The sequence below is a fragment of the Bordetella petrii genome, assembly GCF_000067205.1.
GTDB classification, from domain to species: domain Bacteria; phylum Pseudomonadota; class Gammaproteobacteria; order Burkholderiales; family Burkholderiaceae_B; genus Bordetella_A; species Bordetella_A petrii.
Genome location: NC_010170.1, coordinates 97,338 through 113,942 on the forward strand (window position 1 = coordinate 97,338; position 16,605 = coordinate 113,942).

A 16,605-nucleotide genomic window follows, 5' to 3' on the forward strand; every position below is an offset into this window, starting at 1 on the left:
ACCTATGACCCGGCCCGCGTTAGAACTTCGTACCGGTCAACACCTGACGTTGACCCCCCAGCTGCAACAATCTATACGATTGCTGCAGCTTTCCACGCTGGACCTGCAGGCCGAGATCTCGCAGGCCCTGGCCGACAACCCCATGCTGGAACGCAACGACGAACGGTCCGAAGCCGAGGTCGACGCGCCCACCGAGCGCGAAGCCGACATCGACGCCGAGCCCGCACGCGAGGCCGAGACCCGCATCGACGAAATGCCCGGCGCGGGCGGCGTATACCCCGACGACCGCCCCGACGGGCCCGATACGGCGCGCAGCGATACGCTGCGCGAGCACCTGCTGGCCCAGTTGGGGCTGACCCGGGCCGGACGGCGCGATGCCGCGCTGGTAAGCCTGCTGATCGACGAACTGGACGAAAACGGCTATCTGGCCTCGCCGCTGGAGGAAATCCTGGAGTGGCTGCCGCCCGAAGCCGAAGCCGACCTCGACGAGTTGCGCGCGGCCCTGTGCTTGCTGCAGTCGTTCGATCCGCCCGGCATCGGCGCGCGGGACATGGCGGAATGCCTGGTGTTGCAATTGCGCAACCCCGACCCGTCGCGCCTGCCCGAAGCGGCTGATCCCACCGTGCTGGCCTGCGCGCGCCGGTTGTGCGCCGACCACCTGCCGCTGCTGGCGGGCGGCAACGCGGCGCGCCTGCGCGACGCCTTGCAATGCGACGACGCTACCGCCCGGGCCGCGCACGCCCTGATCCGCCGGCTTGACCCCCGCCCCGGTCGCGCCTGGACGGTGCCGGCCGCCGATTACGCGGTGCCGGACGTCATCGTGCGCAAAACCCGGCAAGGCTGGCAGGCAGTGCTGAACAGCGCCGCGGTGCCGCGCCTGCAGGTCAACACGCTGTATGCGCAACTGCTCGGCAACCAGCGCGAAGCCAGCCATGCGGGCCTGCACGCGCAACTGCAGCAGGCCCGCTGGATGATCCGCAATGTCGAGCAGCGCTTTGACACCATCCTGCGCGTGGCGCAGGCCATCGTTGCGCACCAGTCGGCGTTTTTCAGCGAAGGTCCGGCCGCCATGCGGCCGCTCATCTTGAAAGACATTGCCGGCGAGCTGGGGCTGCACGAGTCCACCATTTCCCGCGCCACCACCCAGAAATACATGCTGACGCCGTTCGGCACGCTGGAACTCAAGCATTTCTTCGGCAGCGGGGTGGCTACCGATGCCGGCGACGTCGCGTCGGCCACGGCCGTGCAGGCGGTCATCCGCCAGATGGTAGCGGGCGAAGACCGGGCCAAGCCGCTATCCGACAACCAGATCACCCAGCGGCTGGCCGACCAGGGCATCGTGATCGCCCGCCGCACGGTTGCCAAGTACCGCGAAGCGTTGCGCATCGCGCCCGCCAGCCTGCGCAAGGCGCACGCCGGCCGTTAGCCTCCGGTGTAATTCGTCCCTGTTTTCAAGCGCTTGCGCGCAGGGCCGCGCACGCCGCCGGCTTGCGTTTATGAGAATAAATCACGATAATTATTCTCATGTACATTTGCGTATGTAACGCCATCACCGAACGCCAGGTCCGCGCCTCTGTGGACGCGGGCGCCACCACGCTGTCGGACTTGCAGTTCGAACTGGGCGTGGCGACGTGCTGCGGCTGCTGCGCCGCCACGGCGCAGGAATACCTGCCGGGTGGGCGCTGCTCCAGCGTCTGCAACGTGAATTCGGTGGCCATGGACGTCGCCCCGGCCGCCGCCGGCGCCGTCGTCGAAACCGATGCCCCGGCGGCCAACGGTTTTCCGGTTCGCCTGGTCGCGGCTGCCTGAGCCGCGCTGCCGCGCCATTTTCTCGTTGTAGTTCGCCAACATCGCCGGGCCGCCGCCGGCGGCACAATTTACCTATTCATCCGAGGGTCACGGCGCCAGATGTAGCCGCTTGCCGGATGCCATTCGCGAGTGCAGTGCGTCGCAAAGCCAGCCATGGCTGAACGCCGGGTGCGGGCCGTCCAACACGCATACTCATTCTCATTCGATTGTCGTTTTCGCGTCGCGATTGCAAAGCCATTTACCAAATGGGGCGCCACCCTAGCCGCGGCGCCCCATGCGGTGTTAGCCTGCCAGCGTTGCATGCGCGATTTGGGCGCACGCAGGGGCGCGGGCGCCGCGTTCCGGGATCAAGGAGTTCATCATGAAAGGCGACAAGACGGTCATCCAGTTCCTGAACAAACAACTGACCAATGAACTGACGGCCATCAACCAGTATTTTCTGCATGCCCGCATCCTGCGGCACTGGGGCCTGCAGAAACTCGGCAAGCACGAATACGAAGAATCCATCGGCGAAATGAAACACGCCGACCGCCTGATCGAGCGCATTCTGATGCTCGACGGCCTGCCCAACCTGCAAGACCTGCACAAGCTGCTGATAGGCGAAGACGTGCCTGAAATGCTGTCCTGTGACCTGAAGCTCGAGCAAGGCGCGCAGGCCACCGTAAAAGAAGCCATCGCCCATTGCGAATCGGTGCGCGATTACGTGTCGCGCGACCTCTTCCAGGACATCCTGGACGACACCGAAGAGCACATCGACTACCTGGAAACCCAGATCGAACTGATCGGCAAGGTCGGCCTGCAGAACTACCTGCAAAGCCAGATGGAAGCCGAAGGCTGATCGTCGCGTTCGTGGCCATTGCCACACAAAAGCCGCACAAAAAAAACCCGCCAATGGCGGGTTTTTTCATGTGCGCATCAGCCGGCTATTCGGGCCGCCGCGGGCATTCGGCGATGGTGCCCCAGGCGCGGTTGGGGCCGCAGTACTTGTTGCGGGCATTCCAGGAACACGTGGGGCGCTCGAAAAAGCCCTTGTCGGCGCAGCGTGCCAGCTCTTGCTGCAGCGCCTGCTTCCAGGCGCCGTTATTGGCCGCCGGCGGCGTGGGCGCGGTGGGCATGGTAACCGGCGGGTTCAGGGCGTAGGCCTGCTGGTTGGGCGGCGGCGCCGTGGTGGTGGGCGGCAGCGATTGCAGGTCGAGCGTGGTGACGTCGGAAGGGCCCGACGGCAGCGGCACGGGCGATGCCGCGGCGAGCTCGCGGGCTTCGTCCATGCTGATGTTGTCGCGCGAGATGTGCACCGACGGGTCGGTGGTGGTGTCGAACAACGACACCGTGGACACCGTCCAGCTTTCGCCGCTGGGCTTGTCGGGTACGCCCAAGGTGCCATCGACGCGCGGCTGGGGCGGTTGCGCCACGTATGGCCTGCCGTTGGCATCCAGTACCGGTTCCTGGGACACCAGGCTTTCCTGGCCGGGCGCGGCCGTTGCCTTGGGCGCGTGCGCCACCAGCCAATCGCCCAGTTGGATTCCGCCCCATGCCGCCGCGCCCAGCGCCAGCAGGAGCGTTGCGAACAATACTCGCCAAGACATTGCTACCCTCTTCTTTGCGGCGACCTGCCCGCCTATGCGTGGCTTCCGAAGACCTGGCCGCCATGCTCGCGCATGGCGTGGAATTTCACATCCGGATACAGGTCTTCTGCCACGCGCAGTTGCGCAGGCGAACCAATCAAAAAAGCCGCCGCATCTACGACATCATAGGCGATGTGTGCCGCGTTGGCATCCATGAACTTGCGCAGCGCGCGCGGGTTCTCGGAGGTGATCCAGCGGGCCATGGTGTAGCGCGACGGCAACATCCGTGCTTCGACCCCATATTCGGTTTTCAGGCGGTGCGCCACGACTTCGAACTGCAGCTGCCCGACCGCGCCCAGCAGCAGCGTGCCGCCGGCCGCTTCGGGGCGGAAAACCTGGATGGCGCCTTCTTCGCCCAATTGCGTCAGGCCGATGCGCAACTGCTTGGTGCGCAGAGGATCTTTGACTTCGACGGCCTGGAAGAGTTCAGGGGCGAAGAACGGCAGCCCGGTGAAGCGCAGGCTTTCGCCTTCGGTCAGCACGTCGCCCAGCTGCAGCACGCCGTGGTTGGGAATGCCGATGACGTCGCCCGCATAGGCTTCGTCGAGCAATTCGCGGCGTTGCGACAGGAACGACACTACGTTGTTGGGCCGCATTTCCTTGTTGGTGCGGGCTACCTTCAGGCGCATGCCGCGCTCGAAGCGGCCCGAGCTGACACGCACGAACGCCACGCGGTCGCGGTGGGCCGGGTCCATGTTGGCCTGCACCTTGAACACCACCCCGGTGAACTTGGGTTCCTGCGGCTCGACCAGGCGTTCGAGCGCCTGGCGCGGGCCCGGGGGCGGCGCCTGTTCCACCAGGGCGTCCAGCACTTCCTGCACGCCGAAGTTGTTGATGGCCGAGCCGAAGAACACCGGCGTCTGCCGGCCGGCCAGGAAGGCCTCGCGGTCGAAGGCCGGGGCGGCCTCCTGGATGAGCTCGATTTCGCCGTTGGCCTGCTCGAAGGCCGAGCCGAAGCGGCTGGCGATTTCGGGATTGTCCAGGCCGTCGATGATGTCGTCGTCGTCGGAGCGGCGTTCCTGCCCCGGGCGGAACACGCGCATGCGGTCGCGGCGGATGTCGAACACGCCGCCGAACGATTTGCCCATGCCCACGGGCCATGAGAACGGCACCGCGTCCATGCCCAGGTGGCCTTCGATCTCGGACAACAGGTCGAGCGGTTCGCGCACTTCGCGGTCCATCTTGTTGATGAACGTGATGATGGGCGTGTTGCGCGCGCGGCAGACCTGCAACAGGCGGATGGTCTGCGGCTCGACGCCGTTGGCCGCGTCGATGACCATCAGCGCGGCGTCCACGGCGGTAAGCACGCGATACGTGTCTTCGGAGAAGTCCTGGTGGCCCGGGGTATCGAGCAGGTTGATGACGCAGTCGCGGTATTCCATCTGCATCACCGACGAGGCCACCGAAATGCCGCGTTGCTTTTCGATTTCCATCCAGTCGGACGAGGCGTGGCGCGACGCTTTGCGCGCCTTGACGCTGCCGGCGATCTGGATGGCGCCCGCGAACAGCAGCAGCTTTTCGGTAAGCGTGGTCTTGCCGGCGTCGGGGTGGGAAATGATGGCGAACGTGCGTCGCCGGGCGACTTCTTGGGAAATATTCATGGTTGATGCGATTTTACCGGCGCGCGCCCGCGCACCGGCATCGAAGCCATTACGCCTGGCGGCGGAAGGTGGCCAGGAAAACGCCCGCCACGATGAACAGCGAGCCGAAAATGCGGTTCATCCAGCGGATGTGCCGGGCGTCGCGCAGTAGCCGCAGCACCTTGGCGGCCAGCAGTGTATACACGCCCATGGCGACCATGTCGGTGAACACCAGGGTGCCCGCCAGCGCGGCGTATTGCGGCGTGAGCGCATGGGCCGTATCGACGAACTGCGGCACGACCGCCAGCAGGAACACCGTGCCCTTGGGGTTCATGACGTTGACCAGCACGCCGCGCACCACCAGTTCGCGCACCGAGAAGCGGGCGGGGTCGCCGGTATCGACGGCCACGGGCGCCGCGTCGGTGCGGATCTGGCGCACGCCCAGGTACACCAGGTAGGCCACGCCCAGGTACTTGACCACCGAGAAGGCGATCTCGGAGGTGGCCAGCACGGCGCCCAGCCCCACCGCCACGATCACAAACTGGACCAGGATGCCCATGATCAGGCCGGCCGTGTTCCAGTAGCCGCGCGCGAAACCGTACTTCAGCCCCGAGGTCATGGCCGAAATGGCGCCCGCCCCCGGTGAGAAAGAGATGGCCCAGGAGGCCACGAAAAAGGTCAGCCAGGTCGAGAGCGTCATACGGGTTTCCTGTGGCGGCGGGCCGCCGGTGCGTGGGACAGGATACGGATATTACTTGCCCAGCAGTGCCGCGCGCGGTGCCCCCGTGCGATGGCCGGCCGGCCGCCCGCTTTCCGCCTGGCGCGGGGCCTGCGGCGCAGTGCGGTTGTCGGCCCGGTGGCCGCCGCCGGAAGGACGGTCGCCGCGCGGAGCCGGCGCCTGGCGCTGGCCGCCCGGGCGGCCCTGGGCGGCGGCGCGGCCGCCATTGCCCTGGCGGGGCGCCTGGCCGGGCCGGCCGGCGCGGTCGCCGCCGTTGCCGCGCGCGCCCTGGCGGCGCGGCTGACGGTTGTCTTCGTCGCGTTCCTGGCGCTCGTAGGCCGCGGCGCTGCTGCCGGCCGGCGGCGTCCAGCCCTGCACGGGCAGGCGTTCGATGGTCTTGCCGATCAGGCGCTCGATGCCCTTGAGCAGCTTGATTTCGCTGTTGTCGACCAGCGACACGGCCGCGCCCGTGGCGCCCGCGCGGCCGGTGCGGCCGATGCGGTGGACGTAGTCTTCGGGCACGTTGGGCAGTTCGAAGTTCACCACCTGCGGCAGCTGGTCGATGTCGAGTCCGCGCGCGGCGATGTCGGTGGCCACCAGCACGGCCACGTTGCCGTCCTTGAAGCCCGACAGGCGCGGGTGCGCGCCGCCTGGCTCTTGTTGCCGTGGATCGCCGCGGCGCTCAGGCCGTCTTTCACCAGCTTCTCGGCCAGGCGGTTGGCGCCGTGCTTGGTGCGCGTGAACACCAGCACCTGGTGCCAGCCGCTTTCGCGGATGATGTGGCTGATGAGGTCGCGCTTGTGGTGCTGCTCGACCAGGTGCACGGTTTGCGTGACCAGTTCGGTGGCGGTGTTGCGCGGGGTAACCGACACTTCGCCCGGGTTGTTCAGCACGCCGCGCGCCAGGCTGCGGATTTCATCGGAGAACGTGGCCGAGAACAGCAGGTTCTGGCGCTGCTTGGGCAGCAGGGCCAGCACTTTGCGAATATCGCGGATGAAGCCCATGTCGAGCATGCGGTCGGCTTCGTCCAGCACCAGGATCTCGACGCCGGACAGGTCGACGGTTTTCTGGCCGCAGTGGTCCAGCAGGCGGCCGGGCGTGGCCACCAGGATATCCAGCGGCTTTTTCAGCGCGCTGATCTGCGGATTGATGTTGACCCCGCCGAACATCACCATCGAGGTCAGCGGGGTATGCTTGCCGTAGGTGCGCACCGATTCGGCGACCTGGGCGGTCAGTTCGCGGGTCGGAGTCAGGATCAGGCAGCGCGGGCGGCCGGGCTTTTTCAGCGCGGGCTTTTGCTGCATCAGCAGGTGCAGGATGGGCAGCGTGAAGCCGGCGGTCTTGCCGGTCCCGGTCTGGGCGGCGGCAAGCAGGTCGCCGCCTTTCAGCACTTGCGGGATGGCCTGGGCCTGAATGGGGGTGGGCGCGGTGTAGCCGGTTTCGGCGATGGCACGCAAAAGGGGATCGGCCAGACCGAGGTCGGCGAAAGAAACAGTGGCAGTCAAAACAACTCCAGCGGCAGCCTGTCGCTCAAGTTGAGAGACTCCAATCCAGGCGGTCGAATGAGGAGAAAAGGAAGGCTCGCGCAATTGCGCGAAGGCCGGGCGTGGCGGCTAGGCGCCAGCGTATGTGTGCCGATTGGCTAGACACACCGGGGGGCATTGTAGCCTAAGCGCATGGTTATGCACGCGGTGGGTGTGGGGCAGGCTCGGTTTCTTGCGGCGCCCCGCGCCGTCCGCTCAGGCGAGGGCGGCGCCCGTCCGTCGGGCTCGGGCGCATCCAGGCGCCCGAGGCCTGCTGCGCAGGCTGCCCCGCCGGCCAACGCGCCGCCCTTGCCTGAGCGGACGACGCGGGGCTGTGTCAATGCGAATTCGGCGCGCTGTATTCAAGGCGAATTTGGATCGCTGTAGCCGGGACCGGGTTGTCGTGTCACGTAACAATAAATAGATGGCGTTACACGGTGGCCTGGGCAAACTGGGGGGTGACCTGCTGTAATGGCGGCACCTCGCGCGTCGCCCGCTGGGGCGCGACGCATGTACCGGAAAGGAATACGACATCATGAGAATATCCCGCTGGCTGGGTCTTTCCCTGATCGCGCTGGCCGCCGCCGTACTGTCGGGTTGCGGCTACAACAGCATCCAGGCGGCCGACGAGCAGGTCAAGGCGGCCTGGTCGGAAGTGTTGAACCAGTATCAGCGGCGCGCCGACCTGGTGCCCCAGCTGGTGAAATCGGTTGACGCCTACATGACGCACGAGCGCGAGGTGCTCACGCAAGTGACCGAGGCGCGCAGCAAAGTGGGCAGCGTGCAGATCACCGCCGACCAGCTGGATGACCCGGCCGCCGTGCAGCGCTTCCAGCAGGCGCAGGGCCAGCTTACCTCGGCGCTGTCGCGGCTGATTGCCGTGTCCGAGAACTACCCGCAGCTCAAGGCCGACGGCCTGTTCCGCGACCTGCAGGCGCAGCTGGAAGGCACCGAGAACCGCATTTCGGTGGCGCGCGGCCGCTACGTGCAGTCGGTGCAGGCGTACAACGTGCTGGTGCGCCAGTTTCCCGGCGTAATTACGGCCAAGATCTTCGGTTATGCGCCCAAGGCCAACTTCGGCGTGGACGACGAGGCAGCCATTTCCCGGCCGCCGGAAATCCGCTTCAGCAATGATGCCAGCGCGCCCAAACCGGCCCAATAAGCATCTGGCCGCCAGGCAGCGCGGCCCGGCCATCTGGCTGGCTGTCCTGCTGGCGCTATGGGCGCTGTTGCTGGCCGGCGTGCCAACCATGGCCCAGCCGGCCGCCCCGGCCGCGGTCCCGGCCTTGCATGCGCGCGTTACCGATTCCACGGGCACGCTCGACAGCGCCCGGCGCCAGGCGCTGGAGCAGCGGCTGGCGGCCCTGGAGCAGCGCAAGGGCGCCCAGGTCGCGGTGCTGGTGGTGCCCAGTACGGCGCCCGACACCATCGAGCAATACGCCACGCGCGTATTCGAGCAATGGAAGCTGGGGCGCAAGAATACGGACGACGGCGTGTTGCTGGTGGTGGCCAAGGAAGACCGCACCCTGCGCATCGAGGTCGGCTACGGGCTGGAGGGCGCCATTCCCGACGCCCTGGCCAGCCGCATCATCCGCGAACAGATCGTGCCGCGCTTTCAGTCGGGTGACTTCGGCGGCGGCATCGAGGCGGGCGTGGCCGCTATCGAAAAACTGATAGACGGCGAGCCCCTGCCGGCACCCGCGCCGCGGGCCGCGGAGGGCGGCCCCGAGCAGGACTGGCCGTTCTTCCTGCTGCTGGGAGCGTTCATGCTGGGGCTGCCGGCCATTGTGGCCGGCCTGGCTGCTGCTGCGGCGTCGTGGATGATATTCGGCACCTGGTGGGCGGCGGTGCTGGGCGGCGTCGGCGGTTTCGCGGTCAGCGGATTGCTGGGGCTGCTGGGCATCAAGCGCCGCCTGCTGAACGCGTCGCGCCGCGGCGGCCGCGGCGGTGGTGGCTTCGGCGGCGGGTTTGGCGGAGGCGGCGGCTTTGGCGGCGGCGGCGGTTTTGGCGGCGGCGGCGGCCGCAGCGGCGGTGGCGGCGCCTCGGGGCGCTGGTAACGCGTCAGGCGGCGGGCAGCAACAAGGTGATGCGCAGCCCGCCCAGAGGCGAGGCGCCTGCCTGCACGTCGCCGCCGTAGGTGCAGGCCAGGTCCCGCACGATGTCCAATCCCAGGCCGGAACCGGGGCGTTGTTCGTCCATGCGCACGCCTCTTTGGAAAATGCGCTCGCGCTCGGTGGCGGCGATGCCGGCGCCATCGTCATCGACATGGATCGCCAGGCGGCCGGCGCCGTCGCTGTCGCGTTCGGCGGTGACCAGGACGCGCCGGTTGGCCCATTTGCAGGCGTTGTCCAGCAGGTTGCCCACCATTTCCTGCAAGTCGTGCGGTTCGCCACGGAAGCAGAGTTCGGGCGGATGCGGGGCCAGCGCGATGTCCAGTTTGCGTTCGGCGTAAAGCTGCCGCATGGCGCGCACCAGGCCCTGCATGGGCTCATGCAGCGGGGTCCGTAAATCGGCCGCGCCCGACGACGCCGCCGCGCGGGCGCGCGCCAGGTGGTGGTCGATTTGCCGGCGGGCGATTTCGACTTGTTCCCGGGTCAGTTCCGCCAGCGGGCTCTGCTCGGCGGCCGCGGCGTTGGCCAGGATGGCCAGGGGGGTTTTGACGGCGTGCGCCAGGTTGCCGGCCTGGGTACGGGCGCGCTGGATGATTTCGTCGTTGACCGTGAGCATCCGGTTGAAATCGTCGACCAGCGGTTGAACTTCGCTAGGGTAGCGCCCTTCTATGCGCACGCTGCTGCCCGCCGGTTGCTGCGACAGTTGCCGGCGCAGCCGCGCAAGGGGGCGCAGTCCGATCAGCACCTGCATGACCGCGGCCAGGACCAGACCGGCGGCCAGGGCGCCCAGCGAGATGGCCAGCATGTGATTGAAGCGTTCGATAGGTTCTGCCAGTACGCCGCGGTCGGCGGCCACCACCAGCCGCAGCCGGGGCGTATCGGGTTCGGCCGGCGTGAGCAGGCGTGCCACGGCATACAACTGGCGATTTTCGGGGCCGTTGATCAGGTAGCCCTCCTGGGGGTCCGCCGTAACCACGGGCAGGGTCTGGTCCCATAGCGAGCGGGACCGGGCAAGGCCTTCGGGCGCGGCGGCGCCGTTGCCGGCGCGGTCGATCTGCCAGTACAGGCCCGATAGCGGCTGGTCGAACCGGGGATCACTGAGGGGGGGAAATACGTTGACCTTTCCGTCAGGCCCGATGTTGACCGCCGCTGTCAGCTGATTCAGGTGCAGCATCAGCTCGGCGTGCAGTTGCTGCGTGACGTGCTGGCGAAACAGGCTGGCCAGCCCCCAGCCCGCGACGGCCACCGACAGGGATATCCATGCCAGGGTGCCCACCAGCAGGCGCCAGCGCAGCGACCCGGCCCGTCGCGGCGGGGCCATGGACACGGAGCCGTTCATGAATTGCCCGCCAGCCGGTAGCCCAACCCGCGCACGGTTTCGATGGTGTCCGGCGGCAGCTTCTTGCGCAGGCGGCCGATGAACACATCGATGGTGTTGGAATCGCGGTCGAAGTCCTGGGCATAGAGATGTTCGACCAATTGCTGGCGCGATACGACCTCGCCGGCATGCTGCATAAGCATGGCCAGCACCTTGAACTCGTGGCTGGTCAGGGTAATGGGGGCGCCGTCCAGCGTCACCCTGGCCTGGCGGGTATCCAGCATGAGCGGGCCGCAGCGCCATTCGGCGCTGGCATGCACGCTGTTGCGCCGGATCAGGGCGCGCACGCGCGCCAGTAGCTCTTCCATGTGGAACGGCTTGGCCAGGTAGTCGTCGGCGCCGGCGTCGATGCCGGCGACTTTTTCATGCCAGCTATCGCGCGCCGTCAGGATCAGCACCGGCATGTTGCGCCCCGCCGCCCGCCAGCGCCTGAGAACGGTCAGGCCATCCAGCACCGGCAGGCCCAGGTCGAGCACCACCGCGTCGAAAGCTTCCACGTCGCCCAGGTAGTGCGCGGTCTGGCCGTCGGCGGCGCGGTCTACGGTGTATCCGGCAGCGCGCAGCGCCTGTTCCAGCTGCGCGGCCAGCGTGGGTTCGTCTTCGATGAGCAGGACTCGCATCAGTGGTCGCCCCGGAAGCGTACGTTCTTGCCCTTGACGGCAAGCACCCGGCCGTCGCGCGCGTCGATCTTCAGCTTGAGCAGATTGCCGCTGTCTTGGAGCAGGCGGATTTCGTACAGGTACTCGCCATCGTCTTCTTCGAATTCCACCTTGACCACCTGGCCTGGGTAGGACTGCTCGACGATGTCGAGCACGCTGCGCAGCGGCAATATCTTGCCCTCTTGCAGCGCCTGGCGGGCGCGGTCATGGTCGCGTTCGCCGGCCGATGCGGGCGGCAGCCCGAGCAGCGTCGCGCAGCACAGGAAGACGGCGAGGCAGGCGCGCAGCGGCGCGGCGAGTGGGGAAACGGAACGGCTCATGGGAATGGCGTGCGGGCGACATGGCGGCACAGGGAATCTTGCCACAGAGGTTATACCCCCGCGTTGATGAATGAAAGGTGAACGGCCGCTTCAGATCGAGTTCATGGGCGCCTGCTGATAATGCCTTCCATGGCCTTGCAAGACCTGCCCCTACCCTCATTCGTACTGCAAAGGAACTTCATCATGAACACCACGATCCGAACCCTGCTTGCTGGCGTTGCCCTGGGCGCCGCCGCGCTGGCCGTCCAGGCGCAGACGCCGACGCCGGCGCCGGCCGCCGCGTCCGGCCCGGCCGCAAGCGCCCCGAAGGCGGCGATATGGTCGATACGGCAGGTCTACGATTCGCTCGAGGCGGCGGGCTACCGCGACATCACCGAAATCGAGCTGGAACGCGACCGCTACGAAGTGAAGGCGCGCGATGCTCAGGCGCGCCGGGTCAAGCTCTATATAAATGCGCACAACGGCGCCATCGAGCGCACCAAGCTGCACGATTGATCGGCCGCATCCCGCGGCCCGCGCGCCGCCGCGCCCGGGCCGGCTCAGTGCCGGACCTGGGCGGCATCACAAGAGTTTCATCATGCATACCCGTACCGTCATCGGCCTGTTCCTGGGCGTTCTAGCCCTGGCCTGGGGGCTGGATGTTGTCGTTTTGCAGGCGCCCTTGCAGGGCGACTGGCCGTGGCTGCTGCGGCAGCAGTCCCTCTACCTTACCGGTATCTGGTCCATCGGGCTGATGTCCCTGGTCATGATCCTGGCGCTGCGACCCGCCTGGCTGGAACGCCCATTGGGCGGCATGGACCGGGTTTATCGCCTGCACAAATGGGCGGGCATTCTGGCCGTGGCCTTCGGGCTGGCGCATTGGCTGGCCAAGCTTGCCAGCGGCCCGCTGAAAACACTGATCGGCGTCGCGGGCCGCGCGCCCCGCCCGGCAGCGCTGCCATGGTTCGAAAACGCGCGCGACTTCGCCAAAGATGTCGGTGAATGGGGCCTGTACGTGCTGCTGGCGATGTTGCTCATTACCCTGTGGCGCCGCGTTCCCTATCATGCATGGCGCTGGGTGCATCGCGCCATGCCGCTGCTGTACCTGGCCCTGGTGGCGCACGCCGTGGCGCTGTTGCCGCGCCAGCACTGGCTGGGCGCAACCGGCGTGTTGCTGGCGCCCCTGATGGCCGGGGGCGTGCTGGCGGCGTGGCGCGTACTGCGCGGCCGCGTGGGCCAGCGCCGCAAGGTTGGCGGCAAGGTGGTGGCGCTGAGCCAGCCTGCACTGGGCGGGCAAACCGCCGGCGTGCTGGAACTGGTCTGTGAGCTGGACACCGGCTGGCCGGGCCATCGTCCGGGCCAGTTCGCGTTCCTGACACTGGACCGCGCCGAAGGCGCACATCCCTACACCATTGCCAGCGCGCCCGGGCCCGACCGTCGCGTGACGTTCCAGATTAAAGAGCTGGGCGACTATACCCGGGGCCTGGCCGCCCGTGTCCGCCCCGGACAGCGTGTCACCGTCGAAGGTCCGTACGGCTGTTTCCAGCCGGCGCCCCGCCAGCCCGAGGCGATGCAGATCTGGGTGGCGGGCGGCATCGGTATCACGCCGTTCCTGTCGTGGCTGCAGGCCATGCAGGCCGACCCGGACGCCGCGCCGCGCGCGCACCTGCATTACTGTGTGCGCGATGCCGGGGCTGACCCCTTCGTGGCCCGGTTGCGCGCCATGTGCGATGCTCTGCCGTCCATTACGCTTACGGTGTACGACGGCCGCGGCGGGCAAGGCCTGACCGCCGCGCAACTGGTCTCGCCCGATGTCGCCGCGCAAGCCGAGGGCGTGTGGTTCTGTGGTCCCGCCGGCCTGGCCGCGCTGGTGCGCCGCGAATTGCGCCGCGCCGGCCTGCCCGGCCTGCGCGTGCATCAAGAAGCGTTCGAAATGCGCTAAGCCGGCGGCAGCGCGCCGGCGGCCAGCCGGCCCTGCTTCAGCACCGCCACGTGGTGCTGCGTGTCGGCCGCGCAGGCGATGTCCTGGGTGGGGTCTCCGCGCACCAGCAGCAGGTCGGCCACGGCGCCTTCGCTGACGATGCCATGGCCCGGCAGGCCCAGCAATTCGTGGGCGCGCGAGGTGCCGGCCACCAGGGCATCGGCGGGCGTCATGCCAAAGGCCACCATATACGCCAGCTCTTCGGCGTTGCGGCCGTGGCGGTTGAACGGCGTGCCCGCGTCGGTGCCCATGGCAATGCGCCCACCGGCGCGGTAGTACATCTGGAACGATTCGCGGTGGCGCTGCTCGACGGCCCGCGCCTTGTCCACCACGTAGGCGGGAATGCCCCGGTCGGCGTTGTCGAGAATGTTGCGCAGCGCGGCGATGGTGGGCACCAGGAAAGTCTGCCTGGCGAGCATTTCGTCCAGGCATTGCTGGTCCATGAAAATGCCGTGCTCGATCGAATCGATGCCCGCGCGCACGGCATTCAGAATGCCTTCGGTGCCCTGCGCGTGGCTGGCCGTGCTTTTGCTGAAGCGCTTGGCCTCGCGCACGCCGGCGTGCATCTCGTCGTAGCTGTAGTGCGCATCCATGGGGTTGACGCCGGGCGTCATGACGCCGCCGGTGGCCATGATTTTCACCAGGTCGCAGCCCGCATGCACTTGTTCGCGCACTGCCTTGACGACTTCGTCACAACCATCGGCCACGCGGCCGGTGCGGTTGCCGTGGCCGCCGGTCATGCAGATCATGCGGCCGGCCGCCTTGATGGTGGGCCCGGCGAACACGCCACGCGCAATGGCGTCGCGCACGCCGAATTCCAGGTAATCCTTGCCGCCGCAGTCGCGCACCGCGGTGATGCCGCCGCGCAGCGCCGCCTGGGCGTTTTCCAGCGCCGTCAGCGTGATCTGCGCCGGGCCCTGGCGGCTCATTTGCGCGTGCGGGTCGGCGCTGCCGGTGAACACCAGGTGTACGTGGCAATCGGCCAGGCCGGGCAGCAGGGTCATGCCCGTGGTATCTACCCGCTGGCCGGCGTAACCCTCGAACTGGCCGGCCGGCGCCACCCGGGCGATGCGCCCGTCTTCCACCAGCACCGCTTGGCCGGCCAGGAGGCCGCCCTGGCCATCGAACACATTGCCGCCGGTAAACAGCAGCGGGCCGGTATTGCCTGTCGATGCGCTTTCGTGCGCCGCGCTCATGATTCCACCTCCAGCCCCTTGCGGGACATGACTTGCAGCTGCGGCATCAGGCCCAGCAGGTGCTGGGTGTACTCGTGCTGCGGGGCATTGAACAGGGTTTCCGTCTCGGCCACTTCCAGCAGTTCGCCGTGCCGCATGACGCCCACGCGGTCGCACATCTGGCGGATGACAGGCAGGTCGTGGCTGATGAACAGCATGGTCAGGCCCAGCTGCTCTTGCAGGTCTTTCAGCAGATTGAGAATTTGCGCCTGGATGGACACGTCCAGCGCCGAGGTCGGCTCGTCGCAGATCAGAAAGCGCGGCCGGGTGGCCAGCGCGCGCGCGATGCAGATGCGCTGGCGCTGTCCGCCCGAGAACTCGTGCGGATAGCGGCGGGCCGCGGCCGCGCCCAGGCCCACGATGTCGAGCAGATCGGACACGACCTGGCGCGTTTCGGTTTCGGTGGCCGCCAGCTTGTGAAAGCGTATCGGTTCGGCCACGATGTCCAGCACCCGCATGCGCGGGTTGAGCGACGAGAACGGGTCCTGGAACACCATCTGGATCTGGCGCCGGAAGGCGTTGAGCTGTTTTTCGTCTTTCAGGGCGGTCAGGTTGGTGCCGTTGAACAACACCGCGCCGCCGCTGGGTGTGTACAGGCCCGATATCAGGCGCGCCACGGTGGATTTGCCCGATCCGGACTCGCCCACCAGGCCGAATACTTCGCCCTGCGCGATCGACAGGCTGACCTGCTTGACCGCATCGAGCGTGCGGCGATTGCGCGCCAGGAAGGCGTTCTTCAGCACGAAGCGCATGCCCAGGTCTTGCGTCTGTACCAGCGGTCCGCTGGCGTCCTGGCCAAAATCGCGGCGCTGCCCCAGCCAGTGCGTGCTGATGTCCAGCGGCTTGGCGGGCGTCTTCACGTCTTCGATGTAGGTCACCAGCGGGAAGCGGCGCAGCTTCACGTCGGGGCGCGGCACGGCCGAGATCAGGCTGCGCGTATAGGGGTGGTCGGGGTCGCCCAGGATCTTTGCGGTGGGGCCTTGTTCAACCAGCTTGCCGCGGTACAGCACTGCGACGCGGTCGGTGACGTCGGCGATCACCCCCATGTCGTGCGTAATGATGATCATGCCGACTTGCTTTTCCTTGCACAGCTTGCGCAGCAGGTCCAGGATCTGCGCCTGGATCGATACGTCCAGCGCCGTGGTGGGCTCGTCGGCGATGATGATTTCGGGCTCGCAGCACAAGGCCAGTGCGATGACCACGCGCTGGCGCATGCCGCCCGAGAACTGATGGGGGTACTGTTTGACGCGCAGCTCGGGCGAGTCGATGCCCACCTGCCGCAGCAGGTCCACGGCACGCTGTTCGGCCTGGGCTACGCTCAGGTCCAGGTGCACCAGCATGGTTTCCACCAACTGACGCTCCACGGTCTGCAGCGGGTCAAGCGAGGTCAGCGGGTCCTGGAAGATCATGCCGATGCGGCGGCCGCGCACCTTGCGTTTTTCGGCTTCCGGCAGGGCGTCGATGCGGTGCCCATCCAGGTGCACCTCGCCGCCCGCCAGGCGACCGGGGAACTCCAGCAGGCCCATCACGGCGTTGCCGATGGTGGATTTGCCGGCGCCGGATTCTCCCACCACGCCCAGTATCTCGCCGCGCTCCAGCGCCAGCGAAACGCCGTCTACCGCCACCAGCGTGCCGCGCCGGCTGGCGAACTCGATGCGCATCTTTTCAATGTCGAGCAATGCCATGG

General features: G+C 67.5%; 15 protein-coding genes and 1 pseudogene. 7 read left to right on the forward strand and 9 right to left on the reverse strand.

Annotated features, from left to right (window positions below):
* The first annotated feature begins 4 nt into the window (after window positions 1–4).
* From rpoN to bfr, 3 genes are all read left to right on the forward strand, one after another.
* A complete protein-coding gene (gene rpoN, locus BPET_RS00425; RefSeq protein WP_456236340.1) occupies window positions 5–1,426 on the forward strand; it encodes an RNA polymerase factor sigma-54 in 1,422 nt (473 codons plus the stop codon).
* Between the two features lie 98 nt (window positions 1,427–1,524).
* On the forward strand, window positions 1,525–1,809 hold the full coding sequence (locus tag BPET_RS00430) for a (2Fe-2S)-binding protein (RefSeq protein WP_012247115.1): 285 nt from the start codon (window positions 1,525–1,527) through the stop codon (window positions 1,807–1,809).
* 361 nt (window positions 1,810–2,170) lie between these two features.
* Window positions 2,171–2,647, forward strand: a complete 477-nt coding sequence (gene bfr, locus BPET_RS00435) for a bacterioferritin (protein ID WP_012247116.1) — start codon at window positions 2,171–2,173, stop codon at window positions 2,645–2,647.
* Between the two features lie 85 nt (window positions 2,648–2,732).
* On the opposite strand, the gene BPET_RS00440 is transcribed toward bfr, so the two are convergent.
* The 4 genes and pseudogenes from BPET_RS00440 to BPET_RS00455 all read right to left on the reverse strand — a co-directional run bounded on the left by BPET_RS00440 (window position 2,733) and on the right by BPET_RS00455 (window position 7,237).
* Window positions 2,733–3,395 (reverse strand): hypothetical protein, encoded by a 663-nt coding sequence (locus tag BPET_RS00440; protein ID WP_012247117.1) that lies wholly within the window; start codon window positions 3,393–3,395, stop codon window positions 2,733–2,735.
* A 32-nt stretch (window positions 3,396–3,427) separates the two neighbouring features.
* Window positions 3,428–5,035 carry a peptide chain release factor 3 gene (locus BPET_RS00445; protein ID WP_012247118.1) on the reverse strand — a complete coding sequence of 536 codons (1,608 nt, stop codon included), beginning with the start codon at window positions 5,033–5,035 and terminating at the stop codon, window positions 3,428–3,430.
* A 49-nt stretch (window positions 5,036–5,084) separates the two neighbouring features.
* Window positions 5,085–5,714: a LysE family transporter gene (locus BPET_RS00450; RefSeq protein WP_012247119.1), complete on the reverse strand. Its 630-nt coding sequence runs from the start codon at window positions 5,712–5,714 to the stop codon at window positions 5,085–5,087.
* A 51-nt stretch (window positions 5,715–5,765) separates the two neighbouring features.
* Window positions 5,766–7,237: pseudogene (locus BPET_RS00455) on the reverse strand (DEAD/DEAH box helicase).
* 553 nt (window positions 7,238–7,790) lie between these two features.
* Here BPET_RS00455 and BPET_RS00460 point away from each other — a divergent pair.
* Window positions 7,791–8,417 (forward strand): LemA family protein, encoded by a 627-nt coding sequence (locus tag BPET_RS00460; protein WP_012247122.1) that lies wholly within the window; start codon window positions 7,791–7,793, stop codon window positions 8,415–8,417.
* Window positions 8,389–9,312, forward strand: a complete 924-nt coding sequence (locus BPET_RS00465) for a TPM domain-containing protein (RefSeq protein WP_407921177.1) — start codon at window positions 8,389–8,391, stop codon at window positions 9,310–9,312. The genes BPET_RS00460 and BPET_RS00465 overlap by 29 nt, the downstream gene beginning before the upstream one ends.
* A gap of 4 nt (window positions 9,313–9,316) precedes the next feature.
* On the opposite strand, the gene BPET_RS00470 is transcribed toward BPET_RS00465, so the two are convergent.
* From BPET_RS00470 to BPET_RS00480, 3 genes are read right to left on the reverse strand one after another with little or no spacing between them, the layout of a single operon-like run.
* On the reverse strand, window positions 9,317–10,705 hold the full coding sequence (locus BPET_RS00470) for a sensor histidine kinase (RefSeq protein ID WP_012247124.1): 1,389 nt from the start codon (window positions 10,703–10,705) through the stop codon (window positions 9,317–9,319).
* Window positions 10,702–11,364 carry a response regulator transcription factor gene (locus BPET_RS00475; protein WP_012247125.1) on the reverse strand — a complete coding sequence of 221 codons (663 nt, stop codon included), beginning with the start codon at window positions 11,362–11,364 and terminating at the stop codon, window positions 10,702–10,704. The genes BPET_RS00470 and BPET_RS00475 overlap by 4 nt, the downstream gene beginning before the upstream one ends.
* On the reverse strand, window positions 11,364–11,723 hold the full coding sequence (locus tag BPET_RS00480) for a PepSY domain-containing protein (protein WP_081482946.1): 360 nt from the start codon (window positions 11,721–11,723) through the stop codon (window positions 11,364–11,366). Before BPET_RS00480 ends, BPET_RS00475 begins: the two co-directional genes overlap by 1 nt.
* Window positions 11,724–11,906: 183 nt before the next feature.
* Between BPET_RS00480 and BPET_RS00485 the strand changes: the two genes are divergently transcribed.
* Window positions 11,907–12,218, forward strand: a complete 312-nt coding sequence (locus BPET_RS00485; RefSeq protein ID WP_012247127.1) for a PepSY domain-containing protein — start codon at window positions 11,907–11,909, stop codon at window positions 12,216–12,218.
* Between the two features lie 82 nt (window positions 12,219–12,300).
* A complete protein-coding gene (locus BPET_RS00490) occupies window positions 12,301–13,644 on the forward strand; it encodes a ferredoxin reductase family protein (RefSeq protein ID WP_041862587.1) in 1,344 nt (447 codons plus the stop codon).
* Here the strand turns inward: BPET_RS00490 and BPET_RS00495 are convergent.
* A complete protein-coding gene (locus BPET_RS00495; RefSeq protein WP_012247129.1) occupies window positions 13,641–14,879 on the reverse strand; it encodes a metal-dependent hydrolase family protein in 1,239 nt (412 codons plus the stop codon). The genes BPET_RS00490 and BPET_RS00495 overlap by 4 nt on opposite strands.
* Entirely contained in the window at window positions 14,876–16,603 is a 1,728-nt protein-coding gene (locus BPET_RS00500) for an ABC transporter ATP-binding protein (protein ID WP_012247130.1), read from the reverse strand. Before BPET_RS00500 ends, BPET_RS00495 begins: the two co-directional genes overlap by 4 nt.
* Between the last annotated feature and the right edge of the window lie 2 nt (window positions 16,604–16,605).